This is a genomic window from Sagittula sp., from assembly GCF_052825245.1.
In genome coordinates, this window is sequence record NZ_JBRBWD010000017.1 from 1 (window position 1) to 23161 (window position 23161).

The 23161-nt window shown below is 61.1% G+C and carries 28 protein-coding genes; 21 read left to right on the forward strand and 7 right to left on the reverse strand.

Annotated features, from left to right (window positions below; all coding sequences use genetic code 11):
* Window positions 1-114 precede the first annotated feature (114 nt).
* The 4 genes from ACU0DV_RS06385 to ACU0DV_RS06400 all read right to left on the reverse strand — a co-directional run bounded on the left by ACU0DV_RS06385 (window position 115) and on the right by ACU0DV_RS06400 (window position 2832).
* Window positions 115-1011, reverse strand: a complete 897-nt coding sequence (locus ACU0DV_RS06385; protein ID WP_037931965.1) for an SDR family oxidoreductase — start codon at window positions 1009-1011, stop codon at window positions 115-117.
* Window positions 1012-1039: 28 nt separating this feature from the next.
* Window positions 1040-1537, reverse strand: coding sequence for a luciferase domain-containing protein (locus tag ACU0DV_RS06390; RefSeq protein WP_037931962.1), 498 nt, complete (start codon window positions 1535-1537; stop codon window positions 1040-1042).
* An 8-nt stretch (window positions 1538-1545) separates the two neighbouring features.
* Window positions 1546-2361 (reverse strand): DODA-type extradiol aromatic ring-opening family dioxygenase, encoded by an 816-nt coding sequence (locus tag ACU0DV_RS06395; protein WP_037931959.1) that lies wholly within the window; start codon window positions 2359-2361, stop codon window positions 1546-1548.
* Window positions 2362-2424: 63 nt separating this feature from the next.
* Entirely contained in the window at window positions 2425-2832 is a 408-nt protein-coding gene (locus tag ACU0DV_RS06400; protein WP_157802081.1) for a DoxX family protein, read from the reverse strand.
* Window positions 2833-2994: 162 nt separating this feature from the next.
* Between ACU0DV_RS06400 and ACU0DV_RS06405 the strand changes: the two genes are divergently transcribed.
* From ACU0DV_RS06405 to ACU0DV_RS06440, 8 genes are all read left to right on the forward strand, one after another.
* Window positions 2995-3318 carry a winged helix-turn-helix transcriptional regulator gene (locus ACU0DV_RS06405; RefSeq protein ID WP_027238707.1) on the forward strand — a complete coding sequence of 108 codons (324 nt, stop codon included), beginning with the start codon at window positions 2995-2997 and terminating at the stop codon, window positions 3316-3318.
* Between the two features lie 237 nt (window positions 3319-3555).
* Window positions 3556-4158 carry a TetR/AcrR family transcriptional regulator gene (locus ACU0DV_RS06410; RefSeq protein ID WP_036540318.1) on the forward strand — a complete coding sequence of 201 codons (603 nt, stop codon included), beginning with the start codon at window positions 3556-3558 and terminating at the stop codon, window positions 4156-4158.
* A 72-nt stretch (window positions 4159-4230) separates the two neighbouring features.
* On the forward strand, window positions 4231-4782 hold the full coding sequence (locus ACU0DV_RS06415; RefSeq protein WP_224769550.1) for a TetR/AcrR family transcriptional regulator: 552 nt from the start codon (window positions 4231-4233) through the stop codon (window positions 4780-4782).
* 13 nt (window positions 4783-4795) lie between these two features.
* Window positions 4796-5917 (forward strand): efflux RND transporter periplasmic adaptor subunit, encoded by a 1122-nt coding sequence (locus ACU0DV_RS06420; protein WP_276154497.1) that lies wholly within the window; start codon window positions 4796-4798, stop codon window positions 5915-5917.
* 31 nt (window positions 5918-5948) lie between these two features.
* Window positions 5949-9029 (forward strand): efflux RND transporter permease subunit, encoded by a 3081-nt coding sequence (locus ACU0DV_RS06425; RefSeq protein WP_283984061.1) that lies wholly within the window; start codon window positions 5949-5951, stop codon window positions 9027-9029.
* 76 nt (window positions 9030-9105) lie between these two features.
* Window positions 9106-9474: an acyl-CoA dehydrogenase family protein gene (locus ACU0DV_RS06430; protein ID WP_074838771.1), complete on the forward strand. Its 369-nt coding sequence runs from the start codon at window positions 9106-9108 to the stop codon at window positions 9472-9474.
* A gap of 49 nt (window positions 9475-9523) precedes the next feature.
* Window positions 9524-10090: a biotin transporter BioY gene (locus ACU0DV_RS06435; protein WP_074838768.1), complete on the forward strand. Its 567-nt coding sequence runs from the start codon at window positions 9524-9526 to the stop codon at window positions 10088-10090.
* Window positions 10091-10228: 138 nt separating this feature from the next.
* The gene (locus tag ACU0DV_RS06440) at window positions 10229-11062 is read left to right on the forward strand and encodes an MBL fold metallo-hydrolase (RefSeq protein WP_446273485.1); all 834 of its coding nucleotides are present in this window, start codon (window positions 10229-10231) and stop codon (window positions 11060-11062) included.
* A gap of 62 nt (window positions 11063-11124) precedes the next feature.
* On the opposite strand, the gene ACU0DV_RS06445 is transcribed toward ACU0DV_RS06440, so the two are convergent.
* Window positions 11125-11967 (reverse strand): hypothetical protein, encoded by an 843-nt coding sequence (locus ACU0DV_RS06445; RefSeq protein ID WP_446273486.1) that lies wholly within the window; start codon window positions 11965-11967, stop codon window positions 11125-11127.
* Between the two features lie 236 nt (window positions 11968-12203).
* Window positions 12204-12800 (reverse strand): hypothetical protein, encoded by a 597-nt coding sequence (locus tag ACU0DV_RS06450; protein WP_416540980.1) that lies wholly within the window; start codon window positions 12798-12800, stop codon window positions 12204-12206.
* Between the two features lie 530 nt (window positions 12801-13330).
* On the opposite strand from ACU0DV_RS06450, the gene ACU0DV_RS06455 reads away from it, so the two are divergent.
* Both ACU0DV_RS06455 and ACU0DV_RS06460 read left to right on the forward strand, forming a co-directional pair.
* On the forward strand, window positions 13331-13573 hold the full coding sequence (locus ACU0DV_RS06455; protein WP_008336111.1) for a type II toxin-antitoxin system ParD family antitoxin: 243 nt from the start codon (window positions 13331-13333) through the stop codon (window positions 13571-13573).
* A gap of 5 nt (window positions 13574-13578) precedes the next feature.
* Entirely contained in the window at window positions 13579-13899 is a 321-nt protein-coding gene (locus tag ACU0DV_RS06460) for a type II toxin-antitoxin system RelE/ParE family toxin (protein WP_017468227.1), read from the forward strand.
* A 14-nt stretch (window positions 13900-13913) separates the two neighbouring features.
* On the opposite strand, the gene ACU0DV_RS06465 is transcribed toward ACU0DV_RS06460, so the two are convergent.
* Window positions 13914-14141: a hypothetical protein gene (locus ACU0DV_RS06465; protein ID WP_330628098.1), complete on the reverse strand. Its 228-nt coding sequence runs from the start codon at window positions 14139-14141 to the stop codon at window positions 13914-13916.
* Between the two features lie 245 nt (window positions 14142-14386).
* Between ACU0DV_RS06465 and ACU0DV_RS06470 the strand changes: the two genes are divergently transcribed.
* Genes ACU0DV_RS06470 through ACU0DV_RS06520 form a run of 11 tightly spaced genes read left to right on the forward strand, consistent with a single transcriptional unit; the run spans window position 14387 to window position 23161 of the window.
* Window positions 14387-14713 carry a hypothetical protein gene (locus tag ACU0DV_RS06470; RefSeq protein ID WP_010138156.1) on the forward strand — a complete coding sequence of 109 codons (327 nt, stop codon included), beginning with the start codon at window positions 14387-14389 and terminating at the stop codon, window positions 14711-14713.
* Window positions 14670-15353 carry a lytic transglycosylase domain-containing protein gene (locus ACU0DV_RS06475; RefSeq protein WP_446273534.1) on the forward strand — a complete coding sequence of 228 codons (684 nt, stop codon included), beginning with the start codon at window positions 14670-14672 and terminating at the stop codon, window positions 15351-15353. The genes ACU0DV_RS06470 and ACU0DV_RS06475 overlap by 44 nt, the downstream gene beginning before the upstream one ends.
* Window positions 15350-15640 carry a TrbC/VirB2 family protein gene (locus tag ACU0DV_RS06480; RefSeq protein WP_054540759.1) on the forward strand — a complete coding sequence of 97 codons (291 nt, stop codon included), beginning with the start codon at window positions 15350-15352 and terminating at the stop codon, window positions 15638-15640. Before ACU0DV_RS06475 ends, ACU0DV_RS06480 begins: the two co-directional genes overlap by 4 nt.
* 9 nt (window positions 15641-15649) lie before the next feature.
* Window positions 15650-15928, forward strand: coding sequence for a type IV secretion system protein VirB3 (locus ACU0DV_RS06485; protein ID WP_009574151.1), 279 nt, complete (start codon window positions 15650-15652; stop codon window positions 15926-15928).
* Entirely contained in the window at window positions 15918-18302 is a 2385-nt protein-coding gene (locus ACU0DV_RS06490; RefSeq protein WP_446273487.1) for a VirB4 family type IV secretion/conjugal transfer ATPase, read from the forward strand. The genes ACU0DV_RS06485 and ACU0DV_RS06490 overlap by 11 nt, the downstream gene beginning before the upstream one ends.
* Entirely contained in the window at window positions 18299-18514 is a 216-nt protein-coding gene (locus tag ACU0DV_RS06495) for a hypothetical protein (protein ID WP_446273488.1), read from the forward strand. The genes ACU0DV_RS06490 and ACU0DV_RS06495 overlap by 4 nt, the downstream gene beginning before the upstream one ends.
* Window positions 18515-18518: 4 nt before the next feature.
* Complete coding sequence (locus tag ACU0DV_RS06500) at window positions 18519-19685, forward strand: lytic transglycosylase domain-containing protein (RefSeq protein ID WP_446273489.1); 1167 nt, start codon at window positions 18519-18521, stop codon at window positions 19683-19685.
* Complete coding sequence (locus tag ACU0DV_RS06505; RefSeq protein ID WP_446273490.1) at window positions 19682-20479, forward strand: type IV secretion system protein; 798 nt, start codon at window positions 19682-19684, stop codon at window positions 20477-20479. The genes ACU0DV_RS06500 and ACU0DV_RS06505 overlap by 4 nt, the downstream gene beginning before the upstream one ends.
* Window positions 20480-20493: 14 nt before the next feature.
* The gene (locus ACU0DV_RS06510) at window positions 20494-21141 is read left to right on the forward strand and encodes a virB8 family protein (protein WP_446273491.1); all 648 of its coding nucleotides are present in this window, start codon (window positions 20494-20496) and stop codon (window positions 21139-21141) included.
* Entirely contained in the window at window positions 21138-21839 is a 702-nt protein-coding gene (locus ACU0DV_RS06515) for a TrbG/VirB9 family P-type conjugative transfer protein (RefSeq protein ID WP_446273492.1), read from the forward strand. Before ACU0DV_RS06510 ends, ACU0DV_RS06515 begins: the two co-directional genes overlap by 4 nt.
* Window positions 21836-23161 (forward strand): TrbI/VirB10 family protein, encoded by a 1326-nt coding sequence (locus ACU0DV_RS06520; protein WP_446273493.1) that lies wholly within the window; start codon window positions 21836-21838, stop codon window positions 23159-23161. The genes ACU0DV_RS06515 and ACU0DV_RS06520 overlap by 4 nt, the downstream gene beginning before the upstream one ends.

A 23161-nucleotide genomic window follows, 5' to 3' on the forward strand; every position in this document is an offset into this window, starting at 1 on the left:
CGACCTGGACGATTTCGAGGTCCACGCCCAGTTCGTGTGCCACCGCCCGCACACGCAGCGCATTGGGCGAGAAATTCGCGTTGTAGAGTTTCATGATTTTGTCCGCCTCTATAGTTACTGCGGCGCCCGAAGAAGCACCGCCCGGTTTTCGGTCAGGAAATCGGTAACCGACTGTCCGGACTTGCCGGTGAGCGTCTTGAGATCGTCGCTGGCCACATCAAGGTAGCCTTCGGCGATTGCCTGGTCGAAAGAGACGAAAACACGCGCCATGAACTCGGGCAGGCCATTTGCGATCATCGCCTGCACCATGTCTTCGGCCGGCATCGGAACGTAGGGGATGTCCTTGCCGGCGATGTCCGACAAAAGCGCCGCGATATCGGCCTGGCCGGTGGATTCGGGCCCGGTGATGTCCAGGACCTCGCGGTCGGTCGCATTCATCAGCGCGGCAGCGGCGGCGCGGGCGCAGTCGGCGCGCGTGACGTAACTCGCCCGTCCGTCCCCTGCCGCGGCAAAGAGCTGCCCCATGTCGATCGCCTGCGGTCCGCTCATAAGCAACAGATCCGTGTAAAGGTTGTTGCGAAGGATCGTGTAGCTGGCGCCGCTTTGCTCGATCAGCTTCTCGGTGTTCTGATGATCCTTGCTGAAAGTGATGGGGCTTTCGGGTACCGGGCTGGCAAGCGAGGTATAGACGATGTGGTCGATACCCGCCTCGCGTGCGGCGGTGATCGCATTGGAATGAGCCGCGAGCCGTTTGCCCGGCTCCAGATCGTCGGTGGAGATGATCAGGATCCGCTTGCCGCCCGCGATGGCCGGACCCAGTGTTTCGGGCGCGTTGAAATCGCCTTGGCGAACATCCACCCCCTTGTCCCTGAACTCGGCGAGTTTGTCGGCGTTGCGCGTGACCGCGATGATCGGACCGGCGCCCGCCTCGATCAGTTGATCGATTACCTGGCGTCCAAGCTGGCCGGAGGCGCCTGTGACGATAAATGGTCCGTTCTGAAAGCTTGCCATGGGCGTATTCCTGTTCTTTGAGAGAGAGTCAGCCGTGGATGTGAACCTGCGCGGGGTTGGCCAGCTTGCCGCGGGCGAAGTCCCAGCTCGTTGTCAGGATTTTGATCATGACGTCGACCTCTGACCCATCGCGCGGCGCAAAGGCCATGACGGCATTTGCCGGGATGTGTCCGGCCGACGCCATCGGGTGCGGTTCGCCCCATCCCTTGGCGATGAGTTCATCGACCGCCGCCAGCGGCAGCATCATGTGCGACGAACCGTCATAGGAGGGATGCACATGGGCAAATTCGCGTCCGATCATGAAGGCTTCACGCGGGCCGCAGGCATGCGCCACCGGCAAGACCAGTGCTTCGGCGCCGGGCACCGAGATGCCCGACCGGCAGCGCTCGACGAAGGGCAGGGCGAAGGCCTTCTCCTTGAAAAATGCGTGGATCTCTGCCGAGGAGTTCTGCGACACCTGCTCATGCGGGGCGCAATCGGTGGTGTCGGGGCGCGGGCCCTGCCGCGGGGGAAGTTCGAAGCTCATGGTTGGTCCTATCCAAATCTGAACGCGCTTTCGACCGCGCCCAACACGTGATCCTCGAGGGTCTTCTCCCCCCGATCCGCAAGCGCAGCCCCGGCCACGACGTGCAACGGGATCAGATGTTCCTCGCGCGGATTGGCATCGCGTGCGCCGGGCGCCTGATCCCACTCGGCCAGCATGGCATGGCGCACTGCGGGGTCTTCATGGGTCACCGCACTCGTGAGCCATCGGTCAAAGTCTCCGCCGTTCACCGGGCCGTCCGGTCCGCCCCTCATCGCCCGCATCATCTTGCCCATGTTATGATAGGTATTGCCGGATCCGATGATCAGCACCCCTTCGTCGCGCAAGGGCGCCAACGCGCGACCGACGGCAAGATGCGCCTCGGGGTCGAGATCGTCGCGCAGGCTCAATTGGACGGTGGGGATGTCGGCCTCAGGAAAAGCCACCTTTAGTGGAACGAATACCCCGTGATCGAAGCCACGCGCAGCATCGGCCCCGGTTTGGAATCCCGCGTCTTCTAAAAGTGCGCGTACGCGGGTCGCCAGCGCGGGCTCGCCCGGCGCGGGCCAGGTTAGCTGATAGGTATGCTGCGGAAATCCCTGATAGTCGAACAGCAGAGGCGGGGCGGGGTTGGTCTGCAAGGTAAAGACCCGCTCTTCCCAATGGCCCGAGATCACGAGGAGCGCCTTGGGCCTTGCCGGCAGGCTCGCAGGCAAGTCCTCAAGGAATTTGCGGTGCCGATCCCAGGCGTCAGGCGGGTTCCAGTCCATGAAGAAACAGGGGCCACCCCCATGGGGAACAAACAATGTCGGCTGCTTTTCAGTCATGTTGTCGTCCTTTTAAACCCAAGTCCGAGGCTATGGGCACCCCCGTGGCAACTCCGCAGCAGATCAGATTGGCGCTGCCGGAACTGCCGGTGCATAGGCCGACTTGACCGCACGCACGCGATTGGCGGTCAGCCACGAGACGATCAGGAGTACCCAGGTCGCCAGAGCCGGCGACCAACCCGGATCGCCTGCGCCCACATGGGCCCCGAAGGCGAGCACCAGATGCCAGAACATTGCCGCATAGGCCCAATCTGCCAGCACCGCCGAAGGGCGCCAGAGGATCACAACGGCACCGACGATCTTCAAAATTGCGAGTGGCCAGATGATGTATGTGGGATAGCCCAACACCTCGCGATACATGCCCGCGACCATGTCGTGGGATGAGATGTAGAAGGCCGCCGCACCCAGATAGACCAATGCCACAAGGCCGGTCGCGATCCAGTAGACATATTTTGCCACGTTGTCACTCACTGCCGCTCTCCCGGTTTTCGGCGGGTTGTTAGGCTGCCGTTTTCCATATAGTATCATTAGGTGCCTTGCTTCATCAGTTAAAGTAGGCACTTAAAAGTAACTTACTTTCGTGGGCTGCGAGGGCTATCCACAATGAAAAGCGTCCAACCAGCTTCCTGCCCGATGGAGGCGCTGCTGCGTGTCATCACGGGACCTTGGACGATTTATATCCTTTGGGTTCTGTCCGAACAGGGTCCACAGCGTTTCGGCGCGACCAAACGGCTGGTGCCTGGAATTTCCACCCGGGTCCTGACTGAGAGGCTGAGAATGCTGGAACATGCCGGCGTGGTCTGGCGCGAGCAGGCCATGACCATCCCGCCCGCTGTCACATACGGGCTGACTGAACGCGGCGCGGAGCTGCGCGGTGTGCTGGACACCCTTGGATCCATTGCACGCCGCTGGGAGGCGGAGGGTGCTTTCGACGGGACGGCACGCTCGGCGGAATGATGACGTCCGTCCTGTTCGCGGAATAATCCCGCGCCAGAAAGCACCGCGAACGGAGCACGGCCCGAAGCTCATGACGAATTGAAAGCCGCGTTGGGTATGCCTGACAGGCGGCACTCACTCCGAACGATCCGCCCAGGTTTGCGGCTTGCCGCCACATAAAAATCAATTTACTGTACCGACTAGACGGTACAGTCAAGTTTGAAATCCCGCAATGCTGCACAGGACAGGAAGAGCGAGATGCGCGAGAGAAAAATGGCCGAGGTTTTGTTCGGCGCGCGGGAGGTCTTCTTCCGGTGCGGTTATGAAGGCGCCACCGTCGATGCCATTGCCGCCGAAGGGAAAGTGTCGAAGGCAACAATGTATTCGTATTTCCCGACCAAGGAGCAGCTGTTTCTGAGCGTCGTGGAATCCGAATGCGGTCGGCTTGCGGAAGAGATCCTCCGACCCTTGTCCGCAGGTCCCGAGCCGCGCGCCCAGTTGGAAAAACTTGCCCTGCGCATGATCGATCTCGTTCTGGACGAAACCTACATCCGCCTTCTGCGGACGTGTATCGGTGCCACCGAGATGCTTCCCGAGGTCGGGGAGGTGTATTTTCGTGCCGGACCGAAACGGGCACGCGAACTCATCAGTAAAGTTCTGGAACGCCTTTCCCGGGAAGGCGCGCTTGAGATCGACAACCCCCCGCGTGTTGCGGATCACTTCATACATCTTTGCGTTTCTGGACTGTTGATGCCACGCCTGCTGGCCGTGCAAAGAACAGTCGAGCGGGACAAGCATGCGGCCGATGCAGTCACTGCATTCCTGCGACTCTACGGGAGCGGACATAGAGTAGAGCTCTGAACTGACCTTGCTTTCCGACAACGGGGCAGTGCTCCAAATCTCTCAATAAAATTGCCGAATGGACAGTGAATAATGACCATACAATCCAAAATGCAGGCAAAGAATGCGTCACCAAGGATCCTCGGCGCTGCGCGGGCAATTGCGCACAGAGAGGGCGCGGGAAAGATTACGATCGACGCCGTCGCGCGTGAGGCCGATCTCAGTAAAGGCGGGGTCTTATACAATTTTCCGACCAAGAGAGCGCTTCTTGCCGGGCTGCTTGATGAGATGCTCGCAGAACATCACGAACGCCTGGCATCAGTCCCGGAAGATCGCAGATCCCGCACCCTGCGTGGGCACCTGGAAGCAATCGTGCAAGCCAGAGCCGTCGATGACGACCTCTCGATGGCGATTCTCGCGGCTGCCGCGTCAGATCCGCGGCTGCTCGATCCGCTACGGGCTGAACTGACCGGCGACCTTGAGCGTATCCTGTCCGACACACAAGACACTCCGGGTGCTATGGTTGTCGTCCTAGCGATCCAGGGACTTCGGTTCCAGAAACTTCTGGGCCTTCCCGACGGTGGCGCGGATCTCAGGGGACGCGTCATCGAGCAATTGAGGGCCATGATTAATGAACTCGAATAGAGAGACACGAAGTTTGAAGCGGATCGTTTTTGTTATTGCGGTAGCGGCCGTGTCGGCCGTTGCCGTCCCGTTTGTTTCGCCGTTCCTGACCGATGTGCTGGCGCAGACCGCGACGGACACCCTGGAGGCAGAAGTCGATACAAGGCCTGCAGCGAACGTGGAGCGACCAGTCACGGTCGAAGTGACCCGTGCGCTCAATCGCGTCGTAAGTCAGTCTCGCACCGTTGCAGGCCGCGTTGAACCTGCTCGAACGGTGGACCTTGCGTTTCAGATACCCGGGCAGATCATTCGCCTTGAGGTTGAGCCCGGCGACACGATTCGCGAGGGCGAGGTGATCGCGGAGCTCGACCAAATCGATTTCGAACTCGCCGTCGACCGGGCTCAGGCGTCCTACGACCTGGCGAATTCCGAACTCGCGCGCGCCTCGGGCCTCGCCGATCGTGGCGTGGCGTCCGACGCGCGCCTCGACACGGCCCGCGCGCAGTTCTTCCAGGCAGAAGTCGCGCTCCGCGAGGCCGAGCGGCGCCTGTCCCAAACGAAAATCGTCGCGCCATTCGACGCGATTGTGGCGCGCACCTTCGTTGAAGAATATGTCAACGTCACGTCGACCGCGCCTGTCGCGCGTCTACAGGATGTCAGCGAGATGCGGCTCGTGATCTCCCTGCCAGAGGAACTTGCGGCCATTGCGCGGTCGGCACCCGATGCCTTCGAGATCGTTGCAACTTTTCCGGCTGTTCCGGGTTACACCGCGCCTCTGGTGCTTCGCTCGTTTGCGACCGATGCCGACCGGACGGCGCAGACCTACGACGTGGAATTTGCGATCACGGGTGATATCGACCCGCGTCTTTTGCCCGGAATGACCGCGGATGTGCGCATCTCCATCGCCGCTGAGGAAGATCGCCGGCGCTCCGTGATCGTTCCGGTTTCGGCGGTGGACACGACCAGCCGAACCGAACCGTCCATCTGGATCTACGAAGAAACGTCCGGCCAGGTCGAGCGTCGGACGGTCCGTCTGGGCCTTCCGATCGACAACGAGATCGTCGTTCAGGATGGCGTGGAGGCCAATGAATTGGTTGTTTCCGGCGGCTGGTGGCGGCTCAGGGACAATCAGACCGTGACAGTTTCTGGGCTCTGACCCCGGTTTTCGGCAGGACAAGAATAAAAACATGGCACTCAGCATCACACGAGCGAGCATCGAGCGTCCTGTGGCGGTCTGGCTCACCATCATCTTCTGCGTTCTCGGCGGCTATTGGGGGCTGAATACGGTCGGCCGCCTTGAAGACCCGAGCTTCACCCTCAAGACGGCACTCATCTTCGTGCCGTATCCCGGCGCCACGGCAATGGAGGTTGAAGAGGAGGTCGCAGACGTCGTCGAAAACGCGCTGCAGCAGATGAAGCAGCTCGACCGGGTGGAATCGAAATCGATGCCGGGCATGGCGCAGATCACCGTCGAGATCGAGATGACCTATGGCCCGGACGAGATCCCGCAGGTTTGGGACGAGATGCGCCGCCGCATCAGTGATATCGAGGGGGATCTTCCGGCAGGGGCGCAACCGCCCATCATCAATGACGATTTCGGCGACGTCTATGGCATGTTCTATGCGGTGACGACCGAAGGTCTGAGCCCATCGGAGCAAAGGGACTTGGCCACGACGCTGCGGCTCGGGCTGGTCACTGTCGATGGCGTCGCCAAGGCCGAGGTTCAAGGCCTCTCCGAAGAGGTGATCACCCTCTCGATCCCGTCTGCACGCCTCGAGAAACTGGGCCTTCCGCCGACCCAGATCCTGGGAATTCTCGCAGACGAAAACCAGGTGTTCTTCAACGGCGAGATCACCGAGGGCCCCGCCCGCATCGGCCTGTCCGTTCCGCCGGGCTATATCAGCCCCGAAGGCATAGAGGAGTTGCGGCTGGGCACGGCCGGAAATGTCGGCCAGATCGCCGTCAGCGACATCGCCACCGTCACACGGGAGGCGGCCGAACAGCCCAGCCAGATCATCCGGCAGAACGGCAAGGCGGCCTTCACCCTTGGCGTTTCCGCGTTGACGGACCGAAACGTGGTCGCTGTCGGCCAGGAGGTTTCAGCGCGGCTGGAACGGCTCAAGTCGGAGCTTCCCGAAAGTGTCGAGATCATTCCGATCTACGAGCAGCATGTCGTGGTGGACGAAGCCGTTTCAAGCTTTCTCGTCAGTCTCGGACAGTCGGTCGCGATCGTGGTCGGTGCCCTGATGCTGACCATGGGGTGGCGCGCCGGCCTCGTGGTGGGTGCGACCCTCGGACTTACCGTTTTCTCCACGCTGTTCTTCATGTCGGTGTTCGGGATACAGATGGAACGGATCAGCCTTGGCGCCCTGATCATCGCGATGGGTATGCTGGTCGACAACGCCATCGTCATCACCGAAGGCATGGTGATCGGCATGGCGCGTGGCAAAAGCGCGGAAGACGCGGCGGCCGAGACGGAATCCTCGACGTCCATTCCCTTGCTGGGGGCAACCGTTATCGGGATCATGGCGTTTTCCGGTATCGGGCTGTCGCCCGATGCGACGGGCGAGTTCCTGTTTTCGCTTTTCGCCGTGATCGCCATTTCGCTGCTATCAAGCTGGGTTCTGGCAGTCACGGTCACGCCGTATCTTGGCAAGCTGCTGCTCAAGGCCCCCAAGAACACCTCGGACGATCCCTACAAGGGCCCGTTCTACGGGATTTACCGCGGGGTTCTGTGGACGGCGCTGCGCGCCCGCATCCCGGTCGTTCTGACGATCATCGGGATCACCGTCTGGTCGGTCATGGCTTTCGCCCAGGTCAAGCAGGCCTTCTTCCCCGCCTCGAACACGCCTATTTTCTACGTCGAGTTCCAGATGCCGCAGGGAACCGATATCAACACGACCGACGAAGAGATGCTGCGGCTTGAGCGGATACTTCTGGATGAGGATGCTGTGACCGGGGTAACGGCCCTCGTAGGGCGGGGGGCAAGCCGCTTCATGCTGACATACAATCCGGAACAGGCGGATGCCAGCTATGGCCAGCTCATCGTCCGGGTTGCGGACGCCGCAACGATCCCGGCGATCGCGAGCAGGCTCAACCGGGATTTGCCAGCCGAATTCCCCCACGCTCTGATCCGTGTCGAAGAAATCGTGTTCGGACCGCCGGCCGGTGCCGATGTTGCAGTTCGTTTCTCGGGCCCCGATCCGGTCGTCCTGCGCCAGCTCGCGGATGATGCGATCAGGATATACGAGGAGGCAGGAACCATCACCAATCCGCGCACCAATTGGCGGCAGCGTGAAATCCTTGTCGAACCCGTCGTCGACGAGGCACGAATGCGGCTGGCCGGCGCGACGCGCGGAGCGATTTCGGATACCATCCGCTATGGAACGTCCGGACTGCGCGTTGGCGACCTGCGCGAGGACGACGTGTTGATCCCGATCCAACTCCGGCTTCCCGAGAACGAACGCGACGGGGTCGACCGCCTTCGTGACCTGTCGGTATGGTCCGACGGGGCAGGGGCCTATGTCCCCATGGCCAACCTCGTCGAAAGGTTCGATCCCCGTCTTGTCGAGGCACTCATTCACAGGCGCGACCGAGAGCGGACAATCGCCGCCCTCGGCGGTGCCCGCAGCGATCTCACCGCGGATGAGGCATTCCGAAGCGTCCGCACCGAGATCGAATCCATCCCGCTTCCCGACGGTTATGCAATGGAATGGGGCGGCGAATTCGAAAGTGCGCAGATGGCTCAGGAGTCGCTTGGCAAGCAGCTTCCCCTGGGCTTCCTGGTCATGTTGACGATTTCGATTTTGATGTTCAACAAAGTCCGCCAACCGCTGATCCTGTGGCTCGTGGTGCCAATGTCCGTGACGGGCATGGTCCTGGGGTTGCTGTTCACCGGTCTGCCCTTCACATTTACGGCCCTGCTCGGCTTCCTGTCGCTTTCGGGAATGTTGATGAAGAACGCAATCGTTCTCATCGAAGAGATCGACTTTCTACGTGCACAGGGTGTGCCCGATTACAAGGCGGTGATCGACGGCTCAGTCAGCCGTCTTCGCCCTGTGGTGCTCGCCGCCGGCACGACGATCTTTGGCATGATTCCGCTTCTGCCCGATGCGTTTTTTGCCTCGATGGCGGTGACGATCATGGGCGGCCTCGCCTTTGCTTCGGTCCTGACGCTCGTCGCGGTTCCGGTGCTCTATGCGCTTCTGTTCCGGATACGGCCACCGAAACGGGACGCACAGTCGGACGGCCTAGCGGCGACCGCCTGACACAACGATCCTCCCTAAAATAGGATTTCGAGCCAATTTGAGGATAGCGGAATGGCCCAGAAAAAACAAAACCGGAGTGGATCGTCGCGAAGCTCCGGGAGTCCGACGATCCCAGGGCGCCTCGTGCGGTGTCCTATGGGACAAGCAGGTGGTGCGCCAGCGGCTGGCAGACTGCCAGACGAGGATCGCGGCGGGACGGCAGCTGGTCTATCATGCCGCAGGTCTGGACGCGGCGGGCCACGATTGCGTGCAAGAGGTCTCGATGGTCAAGGCCTATTGCGGCGAACTGGTAAACAGCGTGCTCTACGACTGCGTCCAGTTTCACGGCGGCATGGGCTATATGCGCGAAACCCCGGTTGAACGCATGTCGCGCGACGCCCGTGTTCAGGCCATCGGCGGCGGTGCGAGCGAGGTCATGCTGGAAGAAGTCGCCAAGCGCATGTGAGCTTCCCTATCCAGCAAATCAACGATCTACAGAAACAAGGACGAAACAGATGAATTTGGAAGCCACTCAACGCCAACCGGTCGCAAGACTGACCCGAGAGATCTCAATAATACTCATCGGCACAATACTTCTGACACTATCCGCCAAAATCGCGGTGCCGTTCTACCCGGTACCGATGTCAACACAAACCCTGGTGGTCTTGGGTCTCGGCCTTTTCCTGGGGCCGGTGCGCAGTAGTCTAGTTGTCGCTGCGTACCTTCTGGAAGGTCTGTTTGGCCTGCCGGTTTTCGCTGGCACGCCTCCCGCACCGGCGGGTCTGGCCTATTTTGCGGGTCCCACTGGCGGATTCTTGATTGGGTTTGCGCTCGCGGCGGCGGCTGCAGGATGGATGGTTCAAAAGCTGGCAGGGCTTCCGCCTTCAATCAGAGCATCTGTAGCGGTCCTCTCCGGTTCGATACTTATGTATTGCGCAGGGCTATTCTGGTTGGGTGGCTTTGTCGGCTATGGCGAAAAATTGCTGAACGCCGGGCTTTACCCGTTCCTGCTTGGAGACCTGACGAAGGCAGCAATTGCTGTAGTGCTGTATACAGGTTTCCATAATCGGGGTCACGCTTGACTGCTGGGCTTTGTTGCCTTGTTCCAGCGCCGGTTCTGACCGGCGCTGGACGCCAGCCCGAGGCTTCCAAAGCTATGCAAAGCAAAAGGCGGCTTTGCAAGTCCCAGACTTTTCACTGTCAGAAAGTGGTCGTATTCAATGACAAAACGCAGCATGTTTCACACAGAGCCGGAACCGTGTCGCGCGCGTGCAGAACAGGTGGCCGAGGGAATCCTGAGGATCGTTGCGAGCAATCCCGGGAAGATGACCTATCACGGGACGAACAGCTACATCATTGATACACCTGACGGTCGGTTCATTCTCGATCCGGGTCCAGCAGAAGACAGTGCACATTCCGAAGCAATTGTCGAGAATCTGGGAGGCAACCCGGCCGGAATTCTAGTGTCACACCACCATTCCGATCATTTCGGTGCCGTGCCGGGATTGCGCGAACGGACAGGTCTGCCCGTTTATGTTTCGCGTGCCTTTCCAGACGATGCATTTCAACCCGACGGGTTTTTGGAAGACGGGCAAAGGATTGCCGGTCTTACTGTCCTTCACACACCCGGTCACGCGAGCGATCACCTCTGCTTTGCGAGGCTGGATGGAGTGTTATTCACGGGCGACCACGTGATGAGTTGGAACAGTTCGATCGTCAGCCCCCCTGACGGCAACATGCGTGATTACTGCGACCAGCTTCAACGGCTTATTGATCGCGACGATAGGATCTGCCTGCCGGGTCACGGGCCCGTACTCCAGGATCCGCGCCCTTACATCGAACGGTTACTTGCCAACCGGATGCGCCGCGAGACCCAGATCCTCAAGCATCTCCTAAATACTTCCGATACAGTCCAGAATATCGCCGCTTCAGTCTACAAGAAATCTGACCCGCATATTGCAATGGCCGCCGAAAGGAATGTTGTGGCTCATTTACAGAAACTTCTTTCTGAATCGCGAGTGGCTCAGGAAGAAGGGATCTGGAGGGTAAATTAACATAAACTTCACTATCGGATCTTTACGTTCACACGCAGGGTTTTCCCGGCCCCAAAGCGAGCCTACCTCGAAATCTCGCCTGCCAACACCGCTCGTCCGTGCACCGCTAAGGTTGCTGAGAACCTCTGACACCCAAACTTGCGGATTACATCCAGTACTCGCGCTTCGTAGGCAGCGTGACCGATCAAACGACACAGGTCGGACGCGTGGAACTGGCGGTTCGCAGTCGGGGCGGCTTGCATCTGTCTCAGCAATTCGCGCTCTTTGGGGTCTGCTACCCGTTTCTGCGATGGTTTCACCTCGGGACGAGGCGGAGTCCCTGGCGAATTCCGCCATCGTCGCATAAAGCCAAGCAGGAAGCCGGCCGGCACCTTTCCGTTGCCTCGGGACCGGTTGAAGGCGAGGAAGCGATCCCAGATGACCTGGGTGTCGATGTTCCAGCAGGGCAACGTGGCCTTCGCTGCTTTGATGAGCTCTGCCCAACTGGTCTGAAAAACGTTCGAACTCGCGGTGATGTCGATCAGTCCTGAGAAGATAGTTTTGTTATTATTATCTCTAGATAGTGATGTGTCGCCTTCACCTGACACGAGATCATGGGTTTCACTCTCCTCGTCGAAGGCGGAAAACCGAAAGATCCAGGGCGCGAACTTGCCATTCGGCTTCGCCCGCTCGAGCTGCAACTCCGACGTCTCAAGTTCGCTCAAAAGAACCGAAAGATACTGTCGTGAGACACCCATCTTCTCCGCAAGGGCCGAGAGGGTGAAGGCTGCCGTTCCGCGCGACAAACCGTTGTAGCCATCCTTCCAGGCGATGGCATCGAGGATGAGGGTGGCCAGCTTGTGCGCTGCAACAGAGAGATTTGTCTGCGTGATCCGTCGCAGGATCAGGCCGGTCGTAGGTTCCATGGTCGAGGTCTCCTTGGAGATCCGACGCCATGTCGTGAGACAACAACATTCTTGCCAGCAAAACAACTTTGCTGGTTGCAGGTGTTTTAGCCGTGCGCTAGGAAACTCTTGTTCACGGAGTTTTCTTGCACGGCGTCAGGCTTCACGGTCTGGCGTCGTCTCCTTTTTGGGGGTTTTGCACAGCCTTTCGTGCGGGGTTGTGAGGACGCGCGCGGCAAGACCGCGTGCAGATTTTGTCAGTAGCGAACTTCTTCAGAACCATAGTTCCCGGCGTGATCACGCCAGTCGACGAAGACGGAGCGGTAGAAGTAGCTGCCGCATCCATTCGGGATGCTCAGGCCGGATGCGGCCGGCACTTGGCCCACGTTGGATTTTGTCCATCGGTAATCGCCTTGCACTCCGTAGGACCCCAACCGCGTGGAGTCGCTGCGATTGCAGTCACCATCTCGGTTTTCGTGCTGCCGGTACTGGATGTGATACACGCGAATGCTCCGAACAAAGTCAAAGGCGTCGCCTGAGATGTCGATGTCGGCTTGTTCATCCGCTTGGACGCGAACAAGGGGTATCGGAGTCGATTCCTGCGGTTCGGGCGGATCGCGGAACGTGATCTCATAAAGGCGTTCCATGGGCGACATCGGACTGGGATCGTTTAACGACACACCCATCGGACACCGCCAGATTTGTAAGGGTGGCTCGATCGGCCATGGTGTGATCCGCCGAATGAAGACCGCTCTAGCATGTGCGCAGGGCGCGGAGGCAGGCCAGCCACCCGCAAGGCAGAGGAGGATCGCACAGTCCACCTGATAGGCCTGAGCCGGTGCTGACGAGGCCATTAGTCCGGATATGCTCATTGCCGTGGCCGTGGCCACGCCGTGGATCACGTGCTTCATGATGCCGACTCCATCTATAATGGTGCAGCGATACGAAACACCATTAATGATGGCAAGGAGATTTGATTGATGGTGACCTGCGATTGTTCGCTTGTGTCGCGAGACAGCTTCCAAGATCTGACGCCGGTTTGGGCTCTTGTGGCGTCTTGAAAGCGGCCAAAATTGCGGCTTCATTTCACGTTAGATGCCAAACAAACATTTGCGAAAAAAGGAAAATGTGGTGTTTCCATGCGGCCACGAAAGCGGTCACGGAAGAACAGACCGCATGAGCCCGTCAAACGGCGTGTCGCAGCGCCCATGGTCCCAGGAAGGGCAGTGTCGGAAAACTGTAGGGCTTGGTTCCACGGCTGGAATCCGGGAACGGAAGGGCGGGTGGAGCAACGATCCTATGTTGTGGCCTATGTTGGGATCGAACATGCGCTTGAAGATCTATGGCAGTATCTGATACGATTGAGCATGGATAGGAGAGTCTGATGCCAAACGTCCACCTGACCGAACCGATGCAGAAATATGTGCAGGCGCAGATCGAGTCCGGCGCCTACGCCAATCTGAGCGAAGTCGTGCGCGCCGGCGTAAGGATGCTGATGGAGAAGGATGGCGCGCGGCAGTTCTATGCCCTCAAGGCCGATCTCGAGATGGCAGCCACCCTGGCCGAGAATGGGGATTTCGCCGAGTTCGATGCCCAAGCCTTCGAACCGGATGCGTTTGATCGCTGACCCGAATGACGATTCGGCTTTCCGGACAGGCGAAGTCCGACCTTGAAGAGATACGCACCTACACCGTCGAAACATGGGGCAGGGACCAATGGCTCGTCTATTACCGCCAGTTGGTCACCGCCTTCGAGCGGATCACTGGGGATCCCGACGCGGGCCGGGACAGGAGTCTCTTTGTCCCGGGAATGCGGTCCGTCAATTGCCAGCGACACGTGATCTTCTACAAGCGGCTCGATGCGGCGGATGGCGCGGCAGTCATCCTGCGCATCGTGCATCAGCGCCGCAACATGCCCGCACTCGTCTACTACGAGGATCTCGACGGCGGTTAAGCCCATGCGGTTGCTCAGTCCAATAGCTCGACCAGTCTTCCATAGTCTTCACTGACCTCGCGCGCCTCCTGAAACGCCCGTTGGCGCTCGGCATCAAGACAGCGGAAGTATTCCTGAATGTCGGCAATGTAGCCCTCGAAATCAGAACGCAGCAGATCGGCGTAGGCACGCATGTCTTCTTGCGATTGAGGCAAGAACGGTCGTTCGGGAGGTACGCAGTCCGCCGCTGCGGCTACCGGCATGCTTCCAAGCAGGAGCGCGAACAGCAACGGTGCGTTGCGCGCAATAAACAAGCGCAGGGCAAAACTCCTTTGCCGCCTTTAAGATTATCATTCTGTCGGCTATCACCGTTATCGGAGCAAGGCGAACTTCGTCAACACGTTATTATTGTCTTGCTATCATTAATGTTGTTTTGTATCGCTCACGGTGTTGCGACCCCGTGGGCCTGATACTGCACCCAGGCAGAACAAGGACCCAAGGGAAGGCCATGATAGAAGAAGCCCCGAATGTGGTTACAGAAGACGGACTGCGCGGCTTGCTCGCCGAGGGCTACCTCATTGAGGTGGTCTGCAAGGAGAGAGCAGAGAAGCGCCATAACAGCTGGTACGGTTCGTGGGTCATCCGCGCCGTCGCCACTGATGGGCGTGACGACAAAATGCTCGTCACCAGCCGAAGCGTCCTCAAGCTCCGCGACTTCAAAACCATCGTTGGCCTTGTCAGTTTCCTGGCCGACATGGGCTGTACGACGGCGAGCATCCCACTTGAAGAAGGTGGTCGCGAGCGCCACGCCGCGCCTCCGGTCAAAGGCAGCTGACCGCGCAACTGCGCTCGTCGTTGCTTTGGGTACAGGCGTTTGTTCCGCGCCCCCGGCCCTGGCCGACGGTTTCATCTTTTCGGTTGGCCCAGACGGCCAATTGATTTCCTCTTCTCAAGAGGCAAATGGGCGCCTTTTCCTCTTCGCAGAACCTCGCGTTCCTGACGCGACGAGCGAGACAGCGATCCCGGCTCGATCCGCCGCCCGCGCCACCCCAGAAATCTTCCATGCGATCGAGACCACGGCTCTACGCTATGCCGGGCATGGTGCGCTGCGTCGCGCAGGGCTTTCCGTCACTGATTGGGCGCTCCTTTACCGAGCCAACATCGAAGTCGAGAGCGCATACAATCCGGCTGCACGCAGCCCTGTCGGGGCCATAGGCCTTGGGCAGCTTATGCCGGATACCGCCCGCGATCTCGGCGTGGACCCACATGACATTGCGCAAAACCTCGACGGATCAGCCCGCTACCTGCTGATGATGCTCGACCAGTTCGGCGAGGGCTCTCTGGCCCTTGCGGCGTACAACGCTGGCCCTGAGGCGGTCACACGCCACGGCGGCATCCCCCCTTTTCGAGAAACCCAAGGGCACGTGGCCCGTGTGACTGCCGTGTTTGAGCGGCTCAGAGGAGATCTTTCATGACATCGAGACCTTCGATCGTCGCGCTCGGCGCGATGGCCCTGATCGTGCTGGCGGGTCCAGCGCTTGCGCAGAGCATCGACCTTTCGCCGGTGCAGACCCTGCTTCAAGGCATTGTCGATGCGATCACCGGTCCCTTGGGAATCGTGATCGGAACGCTTGCGCTGATCGGCGTGTTCCTTTCCTGGCTCTTCGGCATCCTCGATTTCCGTCAGGCGCTCTGGGTCGTGGTTGCAATCGCGGGCATCGCCGCAGCACCCACCATCGTCGCCGCCATCTGGACCACCTGAGCTCCATCCATGGCTGACCAGTCCCGCGTGTTCATCGGTCTTCTCAGGCCACCCAAGCTGATGGGCTTGCCGATCATGTACGCCATGGTCTGGCTCTTCGGCTCGACGCTTCTGTTCCTCTGGGTGCAGAGCTGGGTGGTGGCTGTGTTCGCGGGGCTGGCCTGGCCGGCGCTCTGGAAAGCCGCAGACTGGGATCCGAACTTCCTCGATGTCCTGGTGATCACCCTGCAGGAAACCCCGCCCACGACAAACCGCAAGCTTCATGGGGGCGACAGCTATGCCCCGTGATGGAGTAGCCGATGACGTGGGCGACGCCCTCGATCCGCTGACGGCACTGCCGGCATGGGTCAAGGGCGAGAAGCGGCTCTCAATGATGCTGCCCTATGTGAGCCTCGTAAACGACCGAACGATCCGGACACGCGGCAACGAGCTGATGCAATGCATCAGGCTGGAAGGGGTCGACAGCACCACCAGCGAGGACGGGCATCTCGACCGGATCGGCGGGCTCCTGGCAGGCATCGTCGCGCAGGTCGGGACCGAGTTCTCCTTCTACCTGCACAAGGTGTCGAAAGCGGTCGACGTAACCCTGCCGCCCATCCCGGGCGAAGGGTTCGCCGCCGCCATCGACCAGCGCTGGCGCGCGCATCTGGGTCAATCCGGTCTGCGCGACAAGACACTGACCCTGACCGTGCTGAAACGTCCCGAGACCGGCAGCCGTTTGCCCTTCGGCTTGGGCGCGTCTCGTGCCCGGCATGCGGCGGACACGACCCGCCGCTTGCGCAAGCTCGACGAGGTGGTAGGGTTTCTCCTGTCGTCCTTTGATGAGCTGAAACCCCGGATGCTTGCCGCCAGCACCGGCGAGCTTCTGGGCTTCCTCGGCTCGCTCAACACGGGCGAAGAACATCCGCTCTTCCCGAGGTCGCGCCTCGGCGTGATCGCCGAGGACGTGGCCAATACCCGCGTCACCTTCCGAGGCACGACCATCGCCCTGTCCGACGGTTCTGTGGGCGACAAGCTCGGCGCGATCTTCGCGGTGAAAAACTATCCCGCCAAGACCGACAGCCTCATGCTCGACGAGCTGAACCTGCCCGTCGACATGGTGGTCACGCACTCTTTTGTGCCGATCAACGCCAACATCATGGCTGGCCGGATCAAGCGGCAGCTGCGGCTGATGCAAGCCGCCAATGACGGGGCCGTCAGTCTCGCCCAGGAACTGGAACTCGCGCAGGATGATCTGGAATCCAAACGCCTGATCTTCGGCGAGCACCACATGACCGTGGCCGTCTATGCCCGCACCCAGACGGCGCTTGACGATATCGCTGCCGAGATCCGCAACATCTCCGCCACCTCCGGCATCAACCTGATCTCGGAAGCCTTCGGGGCGCGGGCGCATTTCATGGCGCAGCATCCCGGCAATACCGGGGCGCGAAGCCGCAAGGCAGCGATCACGAACCACAACTTCGCCGATCTCGCCACCTTTCACCGCACACCGCTTGGCAAGACTGGTAGGCAAGTGCCGTGGGGCGTGCCGATCACACTCTTCCCGACGCCCGAGCGCAGCGGTTTTCGCTTCAACTTCCACGAACTGGGCGCACCAGATCGCGAGCCCACAGGTGGGCACACGCTGATCCTCGGCCGTCCCGGCTCCGGCAAATCCGTCCTGGCGGCTTTCCTGATGACCATGGCACGGCGGGCAGGTTCGCGGGTCTTGGTATTCGACTATCGCGCGGGCATGGAGATGGCCGTCCGCGCGCTCGGCGGCAGCTATTCGACCGTGCGGGCCGGACGGCCCACGGGCCTCAATCCTCTGCAGACCGAGATCGACATGCGGGGCCAGGCATGGCTTGCTGATTGGCTCGCGAGCCTCTTGGAGCGGCGCGATCGACCGCTGACCCCGATTCAGACCAACCGATTGCAGGAGGTCGTACGCCAGAACGCGAGCGCAGGACATGCGGGCCTGCGGAACTGGTCGGATTTCGCCTCGCTGCTGGTCTCGACCGATGACGAGGGCGATCTCTTCGAGCGTATGCAGGAATGGACGGCTGAGGGCCGCTACGGCTGGATCTTCGGGGCCAATGCCGAGGACAGTTTCAGCATCGACGGTGACGTCGCGGGCTTTGACCTCACCGGCATCCTCGATTCTGAGAGCGAACGGGAACGCATGGCGGTCCTCTCCTACCTCTTCCGCCGGGTCGAGCGGGTGATCGAGGACCGCAAGCCCACCATTATCGTCATCGACGAGGCATGGAAGGCCCTCGACAACGCCTATTTCGCGGAGCGGCTCAGCAACTGGCTGGTGACCGCCCGCAAGCAGAACGCCGTCGTCGTGATGATGACCCAATATGCCAGCCAGCTCGAGCGCACGCGGACCGGCAAGACCATCGTGGAAGCCGTGCCGACCCAGGTGCTGCTGCCCAACATCCGCGCCTCAGCCGCCGACTACGCCATGCTCGGCCTGACCGAGAAAGAGCTCGACGTGCTTCTGGGCGTCGGCTCCGCCTCGCGGCTGGCCCTCGTGCGCGATGACCGGGGTTCGGTCGTGATCGATGCCGATCTCAGCGCCCTTGGCCCCCTCGTGACCATCCTTGGCGGCATGGAGAAGGGCGAGGCCCTTGTCGGCGCCGATTATCGCGAACGTCCTGATTTCTGGAGAGTGACATGACCCGTACCATCATTCGCAGCGTCGTGCTGCTCGGGCTCGGCCTGACCCTGACAGCCTGTGCACAGCATACCCCCCCGCAAGCCAACTGCTTCAATTTTCGCGAGGCTCCTGCGCAGGCAGGAACCGCCACCGCCACGATCTCGACCATGGGGGCGGAGGTCACGCGCCGCGACACGGCCTGCGATTTCGTCCTCTTGAGGGCGGGCGGCTGAGCCAATGCGGACCTGGCTTCCTCTCTCGATGATCGGCTTTGCACTGGCAGGTCCCACGGCGGGGCCAGCGGTCGCCCAAGGCGTGCCGACCTTCGATCTGCGCCTCTTCGCAGAGCGGCAGGCGATCCTCGAGCAGACCGATCGGGACCTGACACTGCAGCAGGACCGGCTAAGCCGCGAGGAGGAACTGGCCGAGATCGAGCGTCAGCAACTCGCCTCCCTCGAAGGACTCATGGATGCCATGTCTCTCGGCTCGGGCGATGTCGCGGGCACCGTGGCTGGGCTCGAGGCGGGGCAGGGGGCGGTTGATGACGTCGAGAGCGCCGCCGCCAGCCTCTATGCGCCCGAGGACAACAACCCGGCCGCAGCCCGGATGTTTGGCGATGCCCGGGAAGGGATCGAGGAGCTGATCATCCGCGCAGCACGCGACACCCATAGTCTGCCCGGAGTCGGCCGCGCGGGCCTTTCGCTCGTGCAATGGCGCTGCCTATTGCAGGCGCTGATCTGGCAGGAGAGCCGTTTCCAGATCGGGGCACGCTCACCCGTAGGTGCCTTCGGACTTACCCAGATCATGCCAGGTACCGCGGGCGATCTCGGGATCTACCCGGCGTATTACGACGATCCCTATCTGCAGGTCACCGGTGGCGCGCGCTACCTCGCCCAGATGCTGAACATGTTCGATGGCAACATCATTCATGCACTCGCCGCCTATAACGCCGGTCCGGGCAATGTGCAGGATTATGGCGGTGTGCCGCCCTTCGCGGAAACCCAGCACTATGTCGTGGTGATCCCGCAGCAGTACAACAGCTACCTCGCGGCCGTAGGCGGCATCGATGCGCTCGGCACCATCGACCCTGTGCTCCTCGCCAACGCGAGTTTCAGCCTCTCGGCCCACGGCGCAGGGGTCTATGGCGACTATTCGCTGGTCTCGGTCCGTGCCGCCGCCCTGCGGGTTCAGGACATCATCACCCGCATTGGTGAGACCGAGGATCTCCACGAGGCCATCGCGCTCAACACCTATGCCCGGGCCGAACTGGCCCGGCTGGTCGCAATCCGAACCCGGATCAAGGCCGCCCGAACCGAGCCACTCAGCGCCGAGCAGATCGCCTTGGCGGCGGCCCAGGCTGCCGAGCGGCAATTCATGGATTTCAGTCAGGAGGATTTGCGTTGAACCTGCGCCTGCCCCGTTCCATTTTCGCCAGTAGCATTGCGCTCGCGCTCGCCCTCAATGTCACCGGACCTGCCGCGGCACAGGGTGTGCCCACGGTGGACACCCAGAACATTGCCCAGGAAATCCGCCAGCTTCAGCAGATGCTGCAGGATTTCGGGATCCAGACCGATCTTCTGGACAATGCGTTGGAGCAACTGGACATGCTGCAAAGCCAGCTCGATCAGCTGAACGAGATGTATGCCTCGCTCACCGGGCCGCGCAGCATCCTCGGGCTTGCCATGGGCGGGGACCTCGACACCTTGCTTCAGGCCAACTTCGAAGACATCCCCGGCCTGATCCGAGGCATCCAGGCGGGCGATTGGAGCGCGCTCATCGGGCCCAATGCCGGGCCCATGCGCACGCAGATGGAACAGGCGCTGGCAAGTGCAGGGTTCGACGAAGATTCTCTCCGCGAAATCGCCACCAGCGGCAATCCGGGAGCTGAAGGCGTGGCCACCCGGGCAACCACAGGTGCTGTGATGTCGGCGGCGGCGCAGAACAGCCACGCAGAGGCGGAACAGTCTCTCGAACGGGTGGAACGTCTGGTCGAGATGATCCCGGACATGGAGGATCTCAAAGCCTCGATGGATCATAACACGCGCGTCACGGCGGAACTCGCCATCGCCATGACCCGGATGTGGGAGCTGGAAACGATCCAAACCCTCGGCGCAGGCAATGCAGGCGTGGTTGATGCCGCCACCGTTGCCGAAGAACGCCGCTACATGGACTTCACCTTGCCGGATCTTGAGCCATGAGTGGGGCAGGGGTGATGACTGCGCGCGAACTCGTGGAAGAGGAACTTGTCTACGGTGCCCTGCGCCGGGAACAGCTTTGGCGGATGATCGGCCTTTCCGGGGCAGGCTTCGGCGTATTCGGCTGTTTGACGGCTGCGGCTGTCGCGCTGATGGTCGAGACGCCGCCGCCCGTAGTTGTACCCTACGATCCAGCGACCGGGATGGCGCTCCCCAATGCCACGGTTGAAACCGTTTCGCTTGCCGAACGACCTGCCGTGATCGAAGCACAAATCTATCGCTACATTCTCGACCGCGAGGCCTACAATCAGCTCGACAACGATCTGCGCGTGCGCCGGGTGCTGGCGCAATCCACCGGGGCGGCCGAGGCCAGCATGCGCGCCATGTGGACCTCCGGGCAGGAGAGCTATCCGCCGACGCGATACGGGGCTGCGGCCGAGATGGCTGTTGAGATCGCCTCGATCACCCTTATTGGCGATAACCGCGCCCAGGTGCGGCTCAGAAAGCGTCTGACAAGCCCGCAAGGGGTACAGGATGGATCGTTCACTGCCACGTTGATGTTCGAATTCCGGCCCGAGCGGACCCGCGCGATCGACGATGTCTGGCAAAACCCTTTCGGTTTCACCGTTACACAATATGCCATCCGATCGGACCGTTCCGAATGACTCGCACTCCAATCTCTGCGCTGCTGGCCGCCGGTATTCTCGCGTTCGCGGGAACGACTGCCTTGGCCGAAACTACGCCCCGCCCAGGTTCTCATGACAATCGCGTGCGCGTCGCGACCTGGACTGAAGGCCAGGTTTACCGTGTCGTCACGACTCTGACCCGCGTCACCACAGTCGAATTCGGTGAGGGTGAAACCATCCGCTCGATCATCGCCGGCGATACGGTCGGGTTTCAATTCGACGGTGTCCCGGGTGGCCGTGCCTTCGCCATCAAACCGACAGCATCTGGCGTCGCCACCAACATCACCGTCTACACCAACCGCCGCTCCTACTACTTCCATGTCGTCGAAGCCCGGGAGACGCCGCATTATGTCGTGCAGTTCCGCTATCCCGAGAGCCGCGTTCAGCCGACCCGCGCGGTCGCGGCCGATGCGCCGAACGCGAACTATGCCGTCAGCGCCCGGGAGGAGTTTACGCCGACGGCCATCTGGGATGATGGCAACTTCACGTATTTCCGCTTCGCACGGAACGCGCCGGTGCCCGCCATCTTCCGATATTCGAACGGAAGGGAACGCGCGGTGAACAGCCACACCTCAAGTAACGGCGTCATCCGCGTGTCTGGCGTCAACCGACAATGGGTCCTTCGCCTTGGCGAAGAAGTGGTTTGCGTCCAAGACGCAGGGCAGGCCGCATCATGACCGAAGGTACGGAAGACCTCGCTGCGCGCCTCGCGGCGCTCGAAGGTTCGACAAGCAAAGCGACGGCAAGCAAGCGGCCTGCGCCGCTTGCCGCGATCCTTGGGGTCGTCGGCATCGCGGCAGCAGGTGGTCTGGCATGGGCTGCCCTGCAGCCGTCGGCAGAAGCACCAATGGCGACCGCCGCGCCGGAAGAGTTCCAAAGTAGCGGCCCCGGATTCGGAGATCTGGCGCCTATTGCTACCCCAGAGCCCAGCCAAGCCCCGCCTGCGGACACAGGTCCGAGCGAGTCGGAGCTGGCGCTGATGGAAAGTCTTGCGACATTAAGAGCGGAACTCGAGGACCTGCGCGCAAGACCGGCCGAGGCTGCAGACAGCGGGGCGGAGCAGGCGATTGCGGACCTGACGGCGCAAATTGCCACCTTACAGGAAGCATCCGCCGAGGCGCAGCGTGCCCTCGAGCGGCAGCTGACCGAGCGGGATCGCGAATTGGATCAGCTCCGAATGGACTTGGAACTTGCACGACTTGCGCCACCAGAGCCGACCTCATTGGGGCCAAGTGAAGAAGAATTGCGGCTGGCCGAACTCGAAAGGCGGCGCGCTGCTGAAGCTGAGGCCCGCGCAGAGCGTATAGCGTCTCCTATGATCGCGTTCTCCGGGATGGGCGCGGGTGCGGATAGGGAGAACACGCTGGAAGCCGCACGTCTGAATGCAGATGAAGCCTTTGTTCGTTCGGGCGCACAACCTGCGCAGGTGACACGTGCCGAAGTGATCGTGAACCCATCGAACACGGTTGTTCAGGGCACCATGATTCAGGCTGTGACAGAGACGGCCCTCGACAGCACACTGCCCGGCGCGATCCGCGCCATCGTCTCGGAAGACGTCCATTCTTTCGATGGAACGCGTATCCTGATCCCGCGCGGCGCACGGCTGATCGGGCGCTACCGCTCCGATGTCGCACTCGCCCAATCGCGCGTTATGGTGGCCTGGGACCGGATCATCTTGCCCGATAATCAGACCGTGCAGATCAGCGCCTTCGGTGGAGACGAACTCGGCCGTACTGGCACCACCGGGTTTGTCGACACCCGTTTCGCGCAACGCTTCGGCTCCGCCGCGCTGATCTCCTTGATCGGCGCCTTGCCTGCGGCTGCAGCGGGTCAAATCGACAGCGAGGCGGCGGCCGATGTTGCGAGTGATGTCGGCACCGACCTGCGCGATAGCACGCAAAGCGTGATGCAGGACTATCTGGCGATCCGGCCAGTGATACATGTCGATCAGGGTACACGGATCACGGTCATGGTTGATCGTGACCTCGAGATTTTCTGA

Excerpts from the sequence above, each read along its gene's own strand:
- ACU0DV_RS06385 (WP_037931965.1), bottom strand. The coding sequence starts at position 1,011 with ATGGCAAGCTTTCAGAACGGACCATTTATCGTCACAGGCGCCTCCGGC.
- ACU0DV_RS06390 (WP_037931962.1), bottom strand. The coding sequence starts at position 1,537 with ATGAGCTTCGAACTTCCCCCGCGGCAGGGCCCGCGCCCCGACACCACC.
- ACU0DV_RS06395 (WP_037931959.1), bottom strand. The coding sequence starts at position 2,361 with ATGACTGAAAAGCAGCCGACATTGTTTGTTCCCCATGGGGGTGGCCCC.
- ACU0DV_RS06405 (WP_027238707.1), top strand. The coding sequence starts at position 2,995 with ATGGAGGCGCTGCTGCGTGTCATCACGGGACCTTGGACGATTTATATC.
- ACU0DV_RS06410 (WP_036540318.1), top strand. The coding sequence starts at position 3,556 with ATGCGCGAGAGAAAAATGGCCGAGGTTTTGTTCGGCGCGCGGGAGGTC.
- ACU0DV_RS06415 (WP_224769550.1), top strand. The coding sequence starts at position 4,231 with ATGACCATACAATCCAAAATGCAGGCAAAGAATGCGTCACCAAGGATC.
- ACU0DV_RS06425 (WP_283984061.1), top strand. The coding sequence starts at position 5,949 with ATGGCACTCAGCATCACACGAGCGAGCATCGAGCGTCCTGTGGCGGTC.
- ACU0DV_RS06435 (WP_074838768.1), top strand. The coding sequence starts at position 9,524 with ATGAATTTGGAAGCCACTCAACGCCAACCGGTCGCAAGACTGACCCGA.
- ACU0DV_RS06440 (WP_446273485.1), top strand. The coding sequence starts at position 10,229 with ATGACAAAACGCAGCATGTTTCACACAGAGCCGGAACCGTGTCGCGCG.
- ACU0DV_RS06445 (WP_446273486.1), bottom strand. The coding sequence starts at position 11,967 with ATGGAACCTACGACCGGCCTGATCCTGCGACGGATCACGCAGACAAAT.
- ACU0DV_RS06450 (WP_416540980.1), bottom strand. The coding sequence starts at position 12,800 with ATGGCCTCGTCAGCACCGGCTCAGGCCTATCAGGTGGACTGTGCGATC.
- ACU0DV_RS06455 (WP_008336111.1), top strand. The coding sequence starts at position 13,331 with ATGCCAAACGTCCACCTGACCGAACCGATGCAGAAATATGTGCAGGCG.
- ACU0DV_RS06460 (WP_017468227.1), top strand. The coding sequence starts at position 13,579 with ATGACGATTCGGCTTTCCGGACAGGCGAAGTCCGACCTTGAAGAGATA.
- ACU0DV_RS06465 (WP_330628098.1), bottom strand. The coding sequence starts at position 14,141 with ATGCCGGTAGCCGCAGCGGCGGACTGCGTACCTCCCGAACGACCGTTC.
- ACU0DV_RS06470 (WP_010138156.1), top strand. The coding sequence starts at position 14,387 with ATGATAGAAGAAGCCCCGAATGTGGTTACAGAAGACGGACTGCGCGGC.
- ACU0DV_RS06480 (WP_054540759.1), top strand. The coding sequence starts at position 15,350 with ATGACATCGAGACCTTCGATCGTCGCGCTCGGCGCGATGGCCCTGATC.
- ACU0DV_RS06485 (WP_009574151.1), top strand. The coding sequence starts at position 15,650 with ATGGCTGACCAGTCCCGCGTGTTCATCGGTCTTCTCAGGCCACCCAAG.
- ACU0DV_RS06490 (WP_446273487.1), top strand. The coding sequence starts at position 15,918 with ATGCCCCGTGATGGAGTAGCCGATGACGTGGGCGACGCCCTCGATCCG.
- ACU0DV_RS06495 (WP_446273488.1), top strand. The coding sequence starts at position 18,299 with ATGACCCGTACCATCATTCGCAGCGTCGTGCTGCTCGGGCTCGGCCTG.
- ACU0DV_RS06500 (WP_446273489.1), top strand. The coding sequence starts at position 18,519 with ATGCGGACCTGGCTTCCTCTCTCGATGATCGGCTTTGCACTGGCAGGT.
- ACU0DV_RS06510 (WP_446273491.1), top strand. The coding sequence starts at position 20,494 with ATGACTGCGCGCGAACTCGTGGAAGAGGAACTTGTCTACGGTGCCCTG.
- ACU0DV_RS06515 (WP_446273492.1), top strand. The coding sequence starts at position 21,138 with ATGACTCGCACTCCAATCTCTGCGCTGCTGGCCGCCGGTATTCTCGCG.
- ACU0DV_RS06520 (WP_446273493.1), top strand. The coding sequence starts at position 21,836 with ATGACCGAAGGTACGGAAGACCTCGCTGCGCGCCTCGCGGCGCTCGAA.